The following is an 11616-nucleotide window of genomic DNA, read 5'->3' on the forward strand; positions in this document are numbered from 1 at the left end:
AGGCTGGTGTGCTGGGCGCATGGATGAAATCGAAGAGCCCAACTCGCCCACTGTTCCTCAGGTCGTCCCCACGCCCGGACCGGTACCGGAGGCACCGACGCGTGATCGCGTACTTGACCTGGTCGCGTTGTTGATCCTGATCACGCTCGTGACGGGCGTCTTCATGCTGGCCGGCCCTGAGGCGTTCACCGCGGTCACCAGTGTCGGGCTGGGCCTGTTCGCGGCCTGGCGTGGCAGGCCGCCGCGGTCGTGAACGGCTCCGTATGTATAGAGGGGGCGGGGCCGCTGCACACCGGTGGCATCGGCTCCGGTCGGGGTCTTACACGAGAACGGCCGCCAGACTGCCGCGCGTACTCCCTCGTTCCGGGGCCGACGTGGGCCGACACGTTGGACTGGTGTGCGACAGACTCCGACCCCAGGCGGCGCGTTGGGTCCCGGAGGCCTAAATCCGATCGGAACGGTCCGCCGACTGCGGTTGGCGTGTGGCGCTTCTTGTGACCTTGGCCATGTGCGACGGGAGGCCGGGCCTGGAGCGACCCGCGGATGATCCCAGTGAGCGGGTCGCGCGACGGGGCCTGGAGGTACGTGAGCCGGCGGGGCTCGTTTTCCCTTGCCGACCTGGGCGCGCTCCTCGCGGATGCCGCTGGGGCTCAGGTCCGAGGGTCCGACCTCTGGTCCACGGCCCCACGAGGGTCGACGATAACGGCTTGGGATCGTAGGTCGAACCAGCTTCGGCCAGTCGTGGGAATGAGGTGAACTTTCTCTAAAACCGTCACGCGACTCACAATTTCCGCGGTATGCTTTCGCAATGTCTGAACTGCAAGAAGAGCCAAAGCGGGATCGCACCGGGGTCGAGCTGTTCGCGGGCGCGGGCGGCCTGGCGATGGCGGTCCACGGGGCGGGCTTCCGGCCATTGCTGTTCAACGAGTTCGCCCCGCGGGCGTGTCAGACCCTGGAGGCGAACGGGGCCAAGCTTCGAGGGGACGAGGAGCGCATCCCTGAGCCCGGGGAGCCGTGGCCTCTGGTGGCGGGGGACGTCCAGGACCTGGATATGAGCTATCTGCTCGGTCGTGTGGACGTGCTCGCCGGCGGCCCGCCGTGCCAACCGTTCAGCCTGGGTGGGATCGCCAAGGGGGACGAGGACAAACGCAACATGTTCCCGCAGATGTTCAAGGCGATGCGCCAGATTCGCCCCAAGGCCGTCCTCTGCGAAAACGTTGTCGGACTACTCAGGCCATCGTTCAAGCCCTACCTCGACTACATCTTGCGCGAGATGGAGATGCCGTTCGAGCTGCGCGACCCGGAGGCCACCTGGCAGGAGCACGACCAGACCCTCATCGATGCTGGGGGCAAGCCTGCCAGCGACCCGTCCGAGCGCTACAAGGTGGTGATGACGCGCGTGAACGCCGCTGATTACGGGGTCCCTCAGATCAGGCACCGCATCATCATCGTCGCCTTTCGGGAGGACCTCGGGGTCGACGTCGACCAGTTCGAGGAGGACGTGCTTCCCCAGTACTCGGAGGAGGCGTTGCACCGGTCCATGCTCAACGGCTCCTATTGGAGGCGTCACGACGTCGACCCGCATGTGCGTGCCCGGGCCATGGCCAGGATCCCCAATGGCGTTCCACTTGATTCGGACGGATCGAAGAAGCCCTGGCGCACCTTCCGAGACGCCATCGCCGGCATCGATGAGAACGAGGGGAAGCCCTTGCCGAAGATCCCCTGGGACAGGCTGGACCGCCGTGAGTATCGCGCCGGGGGTTTCACCGACCACATCGGATGGCCCGACGCTCGGATCTACAAGGGCCACACGCCTAATGAGCTGGATCGTCCGGCCAAAACTGTGAAGGCCGGCGTGCATGGTGTTCCTGGTGGCGAGTCGGTCATGCTGACCGATGAACTGGAAACCCCAGGAGGCACCACTTATAAGCACAGGTACATGACCGTGCGTGAGACCGCCCGCGTCATGACATTCCCTGATGATTGGAAGCTCGAAGGCCCTCGTGGGGAGAAGATGCGGCAACTGGGCAACGCGGTCCCGGTGAAGCTAGGTGCGGTATTCGCCGATGCGGTAGCGAAGGCCCTCGATACGGCGCAGGGGCCAAGGCCGTGAGCGATGCGCCCAAACCGCATCAGAACCGGTGGAATGACAAGTTGCCCCCAGACCGTGCCTGGAAGGGACGGGCGGGACGGACTCGGAAAGCTCTATCCGCTGAGCAGGACAAAGCGGCTGGCGGTCACCATCGGCGTCTAGTTGACCTGGGTGACGGCCGCGTGGCTTACGCCTCGGTCTCGTTGAGGATTCTGCCCAACACTCGGCGTATCCGCGCGGTACTGCGTTGGGGCGATGGACGGAAGTCCCCGGAGCGCTACCTGGGCGAGGTCGAACATGACACTCGTGCGGCCAACCTTGCTCAGGGCTGGCGCCTGGCCTGGGATAAGGGCCTCTTGAGGGAGGAGACCTTGCCCGACAACTCGACAGCCTCGACTCCTGCGGTCCGTGCCTCCATGAGGGGCAACCGTGGTAAGGACACGAAGCCTGAGAAAGCCCTCCGGTCGCTTCTCTTCAAGGAAGGGCTCCGCTACCGGGTCCACGCACTGCCGGTCCAGGGCCTCCGGCGGAGCGTTGATGTGCTGTTCCCGAAGGCGCGAGTAGCGGTCTTCGTCGACGGCTGCTTTTGGCACGTCTGTCCGGAACATCACCGACCAGCGACCAAGAACACGGGCTTCTGGAGGGAGAAGTTCGCCGACAACCAGCGGCGGGACGCTGAGACCAACCGGATCCTGGAGGAAGCGGGCTGGACGGTCATCAGGGCGTGGGAACACGAGGCGCCGGAGGACGTGGCCCGGCGGGTTATCTCAGCGGTCCGAGGCGTGACCGGCGCGGCGTAGTTACAGCTCCTCACCGAGCAGTAGGTCATCGATGGCGTCGTTCAACCTGCGCAGAACGATACGGCCATCACCATCGCTGTACGCGAGGATGGGACTCTCCGTATCGAGACCTGCCTCGGCGAGAATCCCCAAGGGGATCTGCACCCGGCCGCTCGCATCGATGGTGACTTGCGCGGGTTCCCGGATCATGAGGCGAGTCTCGCACGCGTGAGGTTCAGAGGCACTCCTCGGAGCGGGGCGGCATCACCAGGGGTTTCGAGATCTTTGTCCCGCAGGTGTCGGTGGCGCCCATTAGGGTTGACGGCATGCTGATGGATGCTCCAGGAGCGTGCCTGACCCGGGCCGGCGGTGGGCAGCTTGACGCTGGTGGGCGATCTTCACGTCCCGCTTGCCAGGCATGTGATCACGACGAAGACGGGGGCCGGCCGTGACCGAGGACCAGTACATCAATGTCACCCCACACCCGCGGATCTTGGGTGTGCTCGGCGACATCGAGTTCTCGCACTGGCAGTGCCTGGCAGAGTTGATCGACAACTCGTTCGACGAGTTCCAGGCGGCCGGTGCGACGGTGGACCGACCCTCGGTCGCGGTCTCGCTCCCTCCGGCGAACTCGAGGCGCGCGACGGCTGAGATCACGGTGCAGGACAATGGCCGGGGCATGAGCCTGGAGGCTGTCACCAACGCCATCAGCGCGGGCTGGACGAGCAATGGCCGACACGGTTCCCTAGGCCTGTTCGGCATGGGTTTCAACATCAGCACGGCGCGACTCGGTCGGCGTACCACAGTGCGTACTAGTCGGGCGGGTGACCCGGACTGGGTCGAGGTGACCCTGGACCTAGTGCAGATCGCCAACTCCTCCAAGTACCAGGCGCCATACCGCACGGTGCCCAAAACTAATCGTGAAGAACATGGCACTACGGTCACCATCAGCGACTTGAAGCAGGAGCAGTACGCCACGCTCTGTCGCCCGCAGACGCAGAACGTGATCCGGGAGAAGCTCGGAGACGTCTACAGCTACCTATTGTCGGAGAAAGGCTTCCTGCTCACTCTCAATGGCAAGAAAGTAAGGCCGCGCCTGCCCTGCGTCTGGGACGAGAAGCGGACTGTCACGCGCCAGGGTGTGGAGATCCATGCGGTCCAGGAGATCGATCGCGAGCTGAGCCCCAAAAACGCCTGCATGGCTTGCGGGTATTGGAGCTCCGCCGACGCTGAGCGATGTGAGGAATGCGGGCAGGACCGCTTGGAACTGAGGGAGCGCAGGATCTGGGGTTGGATCGGGATCCAGCGGTACGTCCACCGTACCGACTACGGGCTGGACTTCCTTCGCAACGGACGAAAGATCCTCCTCAAGGACAAGCGGGTCTTCTACTGGGAAGACGAGGATGGTCTCGCCGAGGCGGATCCTGAGTACCCCATCGACTCCGGAGTCGTGAAGATGGGCCGGATTGTCGGTGAGATCCACTGCGATCATGTCGCTCCGAACTATCAAAAGACCGCGTTTGAGTTCGAGACCGCCGAATGGCGGCAAATCCTGCGTGAGGTCCGGGGAACAAGCCCCCTGCGTCCAAAGATCGCGAAGAACCTCGGGCTGCCGGAGAACCGCAGCCCCCTTGCCTTGCTCTACGCGGGCTTCCGCCGCCAAGACCCGGGGCTCAACTATCTGATCCCTGGTGACGGACGCAACGCTCTCCACGAGACGGCCGCTAAATGGGCCGCGCTAATGCGGAAGGGATCCGCCGAGTACCAGACCGACGAGGTGTGGTACCGCGCGGCCTACCAGCACGACAACCCGATAGCCGCGGATCCGGAACCGGGGAATGACGACATCCTCCCCGGGCTCGGCGCTGGTTTCCTTGATCCGGATGACGAGACTGAAGGCGGGGCGGAGCCCGACACGACCACGACGGGCCAAGAGCCGCCTGAGGACGAAGCCGCACCGGTGGAGACGTTGGACCAGCGGCTCCAGCGATACCGAGATCACGCCGACCCCATCGTCGACCTGACGGGCCCGTACTACCTTGAAGACCTGGGCCGCGTGGACCTGATGGCTTGGGCGGTCAGCGGCCAGCATTTGGTCACCAAAGACGGACGGCCCGCGCCTGTGATCGTCTCGATGGTCCGAGCGCCGCAGTTGGAGGTATTCGTCGATACCGGTCACTCGCTTTTCCGTGAATACGGGACGGATATACGTGACTTGGCACTCATCGAGGTTGCGGAGTTTATGCGAGTGCGGGCGAACAACGTGGCGATGCCCCTGAGCGAGATCGTCGCGCAGCTCAAGACCCATACCTCTAGCCCCAGGCTGACGCCGGCGGCGACGGCGGAGGAATCCGAGCGACTTCTCGAACAGGTGCGTATCGCTATGGTGGCGCCCGTTTCGGCGAATCCTGCGGTGCACTGGCTGCTGCTCACGAAGGACGAACGAGCCGACGCCGAACGCCGGTTCGCGGTCGAGGCCGGTGGAGCATCCCCTTGGAACGACGCGATCTCCAATGGTGAATTCATCCGCTATGTCCCGGCCAGCGCCGTCATCCGCATCATCCAGGACTCCCCGGAGACCTTCCTCGATGGGTGCGTCTTCAAGCGCGGGTACATCGCTCTAAGCGATCCCGGGGCACGAGAGCTCGTCGTAGAGCGACTGCTTAACCCTCTGGGGGATCTCGCGCTGCTGGAACAGCACCGCCCACGCCTCGACGTCGAGGAGTTGGCCCGGATCAGGATCAGCTGCCGCCTCATCGCGCGCGACCTCGCTGACAACACGTAGGGAGAGCGGAATGCAATTCCTCGACGCCGCCTCCCTGCTGGACTCCGGACCACTGCAGTTTCCGCGTCGTATCGAGCGCCTGCTGTGGCATCTGGGCTTTTCCGATGTGTCCAACATCGACGGCTCCGGCGACGAGGGCGGTGACATTCTTGCCCTCCGCAAGGGCGAGACTTGGGTGGTCCAGTGCAAGTGGAAGCGACGCGGAGCCGTAGGAGCCGACGCGGTGGACGAGGTCGCCCGCGCCCGGGATCACTATCGCGCTCACAAGGCGGTCGTCGTCACCAACACTCGCTTCAGCCCTGGCGCTCGGCAGCGCGTGGCGAATCTGGCACGCCTAGGTCCTGGAATCCTCTTGTGGGGCGGAACAGACCTAACGACTAGTTTCGACCGGGTACCGCCTCGCTTCGGACGAGTGACGCCTCGGCCTTATCAGGCTGAGGCACTCCAGGCGTTGACCACCGATCTCGATGCCTCTGGTCGTGCACTGCTCGTGCTGGCCACGGGCCTGGGTAAAACGGTCGTCGGAGGCGAGGTGATCGCGACGCATCTGCGACGCGCTCCCCAGGACCAGGTCCTGGTTGTCGCACACGCCAAAGACCTCGTCCAGCAACTAGAGCGGGCGCTCTGGCGACACCTTCCCAAAGACGTTCCAACACGGCTCCTCACGGGCGACACTCGTCCTGATGACCTCTCTGGTCTTACCTGCGCGACGGTCGGCTCGGCGCTGTCCGCCGCACGATTTGGATACCGTCCGGGGCTCGTCATGATCGACGAAGCCCATCACGTGGGCGAAGAAGGCCAGTACGACGAGCTGTTGGAGCTCCTCAGTTCGGCTCGCCACCTGGGCGTCACCGCGACCCCGTGGCGTGGTGATAAGCACGACATCACCCATCAGCTCGGCGCCCCCAGCTTCAGCCTGGGGATCGAGGAGGGAATGCGGCGCGGCTACCTAGCCCAGGTCGACTACCGCCTGTTCGTCGACGACATCGACTGGGACATCGTCCGCGAGGCCAGCGACCACTCATACGGACTGGCCGAACTCAACGCGAAGCTCTTCCTGCCGCAGAGAGACGAAGCAATCCGCGACGAGTTGGCTACAGCATGGGCCACCACGGCCAATCCCCGGGCCATTGTCTTCTGCCGCACCATCGAACACGCCGAGCGGCTCGCTGACATGCTGCGGCGCACCCCCCTTTGGTCAGGTGCCCTCGCTCTCCATGCGGGACTCGTCAAGAGGGAACGGCAGAACCGGCTGCTCGCCTTCCGGGCCGGCGAGGTACCCATCCTCACAGCGGTCGACATCCTCAACGAGGGCGTTGATGTGCCGGACGTGAATATCCTCTGCTTCGCACGAGTCACGCACTCCCGCCGAATTTTCGTTCAGCAGCTTGGTCGAGGGCTCCGCCTGCGCGAGGGAAAGGAGCGAGTCACGGTGTTGGATTTCGTAAGCGACCTCCGCCGCATCGCTGCCGCACTCAAGCTCAAGCGTGCGCTTGACGGGGATGGTGAGGTCGAGACCCTGGCGAAGATCACCCCGTCGAACATCGACTTCAGCGACCAGAAGGTGGCCACGCTCATGGATGAGTGGATCAAGGACGCGGCCAGTCTTGAGACCACGTACGACGAGCATCGACTCCAGTTCCCCGCCACCCGCGCCCCCCAGGAGTAATCACCGTGGCCTTGCAGCACTTGCCTGCTCCCATTCGCGAACGCCTCCTCATCGAGATCTACCAACAGGCCAATGACCTGGACTGGGAGTTCTTGAGCAACACCGAGAAGACGAACCAGTATCGGAGATGGATCGAGGATCCCAAGGTCGGTGGAGTCCTGCTCTCCTACGGGCCGGAGAAGGACGCCAGGGTCTGGATCAAGGATGTCCCGATGAAGGAATACGCCCGAGCGCAGGAAGGGATCGGGACCTACGTCCGCTACGCGGTAAACCGGTTCCAGGGGCCCGAGGAAATCGTCCGTGCGGCATGTGGCAGCGGCTGGGTGATGAAACCCGATTCGGTTGGAGAGAAGCCGAACCACTGCTACGCCATCGCTGGCGACGCCACTCGATACGTTTGCTGGGGCCGCGCCGGAACCTTTCGTGACCTTGTCTGGGCCGCGTTGAATGAGGCCATCGACTCGGTGGAGCGGCCCGCGATCGTCATCACGACCCGCAACGGTGAGACCGTCTCCACGGCTGAGCGTACGCGCCAGGAACGAGTGGCTCAGCGTTGTGGCGCGGACCTGCGATACCTCCACCGCGAGATGATCCCGAACCCTGATTACCTTGGAGCGGCGGGTGGCGGCCATGGTCCATCGCAACCCACCCTCATTGACTAGGTGCGCTGTCCGCTCCTTCAGTAACCTCAACCGCAGGCAGGCACTCGCCTGACCCCGTCGATTGCCTGCTCGCACAGGACTTCGGCGCCTCTGAGTAGCTCGGTCAGCTTCGGGCTGTCGCCGTACTGTCGATCACGGCACTCGGATACCGGGCGAGACGATGATCTGTGCCCGGCCGGTGGGTGGCCGCCGGGCCTAGGAGGGCGAGTGTCTGGAGACGGAAACCGCGCGCTTGTGGATGTCGGCTGGGCTGTGGCGGATCTGCTGCGAGGCAGCATGACAGCCAATCAGCAGCGACGGGTGATCCTCCCGTTCACCGTGCTACGCCGGATGGACTGCTTGCGCCGGTATGAGTCGGACCTGCGACTGAAAGCGACAGCTGGGGATGGTGATAGCGGTCTCGCCGACACCGCTTCGGCCGCGGTGACGGCGGGATCGGACAGGACCGGCGGCGCGCCGGACACCTCGGACAGCCTCGGCGACCTGCTCACTGCGGTTGACGAGACGTCGTCGGACGCCGAGTCGATGCTCGCCGAAGCGCTGGGGCGCTTTGTACAGGCGTTCTCGGCCGAGGTCGTGGAAGTACTGGATGCGTTTGAATTCGCCAATTCGGTAAGGCGGTTGGCAAGCGCGAGTGTGCTGCGCCGGGTGGTGTCCCGGTTCGCCGAATTCGACCTGAACCCTGATGTCGTCTCCGACCAGGAGATGGGGCTGGCGTACGAGGAACTGGTTTGGCGTCTCATTGACACGGCGCCGGAGGAGTCGGGCGAGCACACGAGCCCCCGGGATGTGACCAAGCTGGCCGCCGCACTGCTGCTCGGCCTAGACGCGGCGACGCTGGACCCGGCGGGCGCGCCGATCGCGGTCCATGACCCGTGTTGCGGCACCGGAGGCATGTTCACCGCCGTCGAGGACTTCCTGCGTGGCCTGGACAGTCCCCCCGAGGTGACGTTTTTCGGCCAGGAGATTAACTCGGAAAGTCGCGCCACGGCCCGTTCAGCACGCATGATGGCAGGCGCGGGTCGAACGGGCATCTTGTCCGGGAACGTCCTCAGTGACGACAGGTACCGAGGCGAAACGTTCGACTATCTGCTGTCGAACCCTCCGTGGGGCGTGGAGTGGCGGCGGGCGCGCGACGAAGTTAAGCGCGAGGCTGAGGAGTTGGGCCATGCCGGCCGCTTCGGGGCGGGATTGCCCCGTGTCAGTGACGGCTCCTGGCTCTTCGTGCAGCACATGGTCGCCCATATGCGGCCGCCGGCCGACGGCGGTGCCCGGGCAGCCCTCTTGTTCCCCGCCCTGGCGCTGAACCGCGGCGGTACCGGATCGGACGAGGCGAAGCTCCGGCAGTGGCTCTTGCGGAACGACCTGCTGGAGGGTGTGGTCGCCCTGCCCGCTGATCTGTTCGTCAACACCAGTATCCCGGCGAGCCTGTGGCTGCTGTCCAACCGTAAGCCGCCCCGACTGCGTGGGAAAGTCATCGCGTTGGATGCCCGGGGACACTTCGCGACCCTGCGACGGACGCTGGGCCGCAAACGGCGGTACCTGACCGGCCAACACATTGCCCGCCTCACCGAGCACTACGAGACCGCGTACGCCGGTAGTGCGGAGGAGACGCAGGAAGTTGACGGTGAGAGCGGGGCGTTGCTGCTCGACATCGATGACCTCGGCTACCAGGAAGTCACGGTCGAGCGGCCGCTGCGGCAGCACTTCGAGGTGGACGACGCCACCATCACCGATGCCGAGTCCTGGCGGACACCGGCACGTTTCGACGGAATGCCTGCCCTGGTGGGCGCTCTTCGCACGCTGAGCGGGCAGAACTGGTCTACCTGGGACGCGTTCGAGGGCGCCTTCTCCACGGCGCTGAAGAACGTAGGTCTGACGGTGGACCTCCCGCGCGTGTTGTCGCGCCGAGTGCGGCAGGCCGTGGCCGTATCGGCTCCGGATGGTGAGCCCCAGAAGGACGAGCGCGGGCGTCCACTGCCGGATCCCGAGCTGCGGCACAAGGTGAGGGTCCCTATGGGGCAGAACGTGGACGATTTCATCGAGCGCGAGATCGCGCCCGAGTACCCGGACATATTGCGCGACCAGGTCGGCGTCGACATCGGCTACACGCTGCCCCAGGCCCCCTTCCTGGCCGGCGGACCTGGTACGGGCTTCGGGCCGCTTTCCACGGTGGCACGGCGCGTGGGAACCGTCTCACCCGGCAGGCGAGCCCCGGCGGACCTACGCCTGCTGAGCGGCAGAAACCTCCAGACGATCCCGACAGCGGCGGAACTCACGGAGGCTCCCCGGCCAGGGCAGGCAGTGGCTGTCTGCACCGGCGGTGACGTGGTGGGACTCGGATCTAACTGGCGTTTGCTGCCAGCGGAGTTCGGGGACGCCGTGACCGCTTTGACCGTGTTGCGTCCGATCGGCAACAGCGGGCGAGCTCTGTGCGAGTGGATGCGGACCCGGGCGAGCGAAGAGGACGGCCCTTACTCGCGCTCGCGCGTGGCGATGAACTCGCCTGTACCCGTCGAGCTGATCAAGGACCCTGAGTTCAACGCCCATCTGGACGACCTCGACCACGGCAAGGCGGCACTCGCCGTCACGACCTCAAGGATCCTTCCGAACGTGTTCCAAGGCCTGCAGGCCGGCCTCGACGAGATGCGCCGTGCCGCCATGGCCTCCGCGTACGAGGCGCGCATCATCGAAGAACTTGTCCAGCCGCTCGGGGACCCGGTCCGACGGGCCGAGTGGACCTACCCGTACCACGTGGCGGCGCTGGCCCGGCAGTACCGCATCGCCACGACACCGGCCCACCGGAAGGACGCTCTTCTGAAACTCGCGGAAGGCGTGGCGCGCTGTGTCGGGGTGCTTGCCGTCGCGGTCCAGATCCACCGTGACCAGGGCTACGTCGACCCCCTTCGTAGGAACAGATCTCTCTCGCGGGGCGGTGCGACCTTCGGGACCTGGGAGAAGCAGATCGAAGCCCTCGTCAAAGCCGGGCCTGTCCCCGAACTTCCAGAGCTGGAAGGCGCCCTGGACCCCGGTGGGGTGCTCGGAACGCTGCGCGAACTGCGCGGGATGCGGAACGATTCCAGTCACGCGAGCAGGGTGCAGCCGGAACACAAGCTGGAGCGGGAGGCAGACGCTCTCCAGCCGCTGGTCGTTGCGGCCCTGGAATCGGTGGGCTGGCTGTCCGCCCTCCGCTGGGAGCTGGTCGACACCTGCGCGTACACAGGCAACGGCGGATTCACCCTGATCGGGCGACGTCTCCAAGGGAGCCATCCCGACTGGGAGCCCTTCGAGCGCTCGTACCCCGACACCCTCGCCCCTGACCGCATCTACGTGGAAGGCCCCTCCTCCCCGCAGCCGTTGTCGTTGTGGCCCGTCGCACGAGCCGAGGTCTGCGAGGACTGCGACGCACGGGAGCTGTTCCTGTTCCACAAGTTCGACAAGATGAGCGGGGACATCACGCTGCGCTGCGGCAGGGACCACAAGTTCCCCCGGGACGACAGCTGAAGAGTGTCCCGTAGCGGAGGGCCCCGGCACGGTGCTCCGGGAGCTGGAGCTGCCCGCCGCCGGTATCCGGGAGTTCGCCGACACGTGCCCTTGCGAGGGCACACAGGCGCCATCGTGATCACAGA

General features: G+C 65.3%; 8 protein-coding genes. 7 read left to right on the forward strand and 1 reads right to left on the reverse strand.

Annotation, left to right across the window (positions count from 1 at the left end):
* Positions 1-19 precede the first annotated feature (19 nt).
* From B0675_RS40970 to B0675_RS41745, 3 genes are all read left to right on the forward strand, one after another.
* Positions 20-253: a hypothetical protein gene (locus B0675_RS40970; protein WP_143661059.1), complete on the forward strand. Its 234-nt coding sequence runs from the start codon at positions 20-22 to the stop codon at positions 251-253.
* 555 nt (positions 254-808) lie between these two features.
* Complete coding sequence (locus tag B0675_RS10535) at positions 809-2113, forward strand: DNA cytosine methyltransferase (protein ID WP_081218552.1); 1305 nt, start codon at positions 809-811, stop codon at positions 2111-2113.
* Positions 2114-2463: 350 nt separating this feature from the next.
* The gene (locus tag B0675_RS41745) at positions 2464-2892 is read left to right on the forward strand and encodes a very short patch repair endonuclease (protein WP_081221710.1); all 429 of its coding nucleotides are present in this window, start codon (positions 2464-2466) and stop codon (positions 2890-2892) included.
* Here B0675_RS41745 and B0675_RS10545 read toward each other — a convergent pair whose 3' ends face one another.
* Positions 2893-3081 carry a hypothetical protein gene (locus B0675_RS10545; RefSeq protein ID WP_081218553.1) on the reverse strand — a complete coding sequence of 63 codons (189 nt, stop codon included), beginning with the start codon at positions 3079-3081 and terminating at the stop codon, positions 2893-2895.
* A 238-nt stretch (positions 3082-3319) separates the two neighbouring features.
* Here B0675_RS10545 and B0675_RS10550 point away from each other — a divergent pair, with 238 nt between their 5' ends.
* From B0675_RS10550 to B0675_RS10565, 4 genes are all read left to right on the forward strand, one after another.
* Positions 3320-5656 carry an ATP-binding protein gene (locus B0675_RS10550; protein ID WP_081218554.1) on the forward strand — a complete coding sequence of 779 codons (2337 nt, stop codon included), beginning with the start codon at positions 3320-3322 and terminating at the stop codon, positions 5654-5656.
* A gap of 10 nt (positions 5657-5666) precedes the next feature.
* Positions 5667-7325 (forward strand): DEAD/DEAH box helicase family protein, encoded by a 1659-nt coding sequence (locus tag B0675_RS10555; RefSeq protein WP_081218555.1) that lies wholly within the window; start codon positions 5667-5669, stop codon positions 7323-7325.
* A 5-nt stretch (positions 7326-7330) separates the two neighbouring features.
* Positions 7331-7987 (forward strand): hypothetical protein, encoded by a 657-nt coding sequence (locus B0675_RS10560; protein WP_081218556.1) that lies wholly within the window; start codon positions 7331-7333, stop codon positions 7985-7987.
* 207 nt (positions 7988-8194) lie between these two features.
* Positions 8195-11491, forward strand: a complete 3297-nt coding sequence (locus B0675_RS10565; RefSeq protein ID WP_081218557.1) for a class I SAM-dependent DNA methyltransferase — start codon at positions 8195-8197, stop codon at positions 11489-11491.
* The last annotated feature ends 125 nt before the right edge of the window (positions 11492-11616 follow it).

Origin of the sequence: Streptomyces sp. M41(2017) (assembly GCF_002078175.1) — a bacterium.
Lineage (GTDB): Bacteria > Actinomycetota > Actinomycetes > Streptomycetales > Streptomycetaceae > Streptomyces.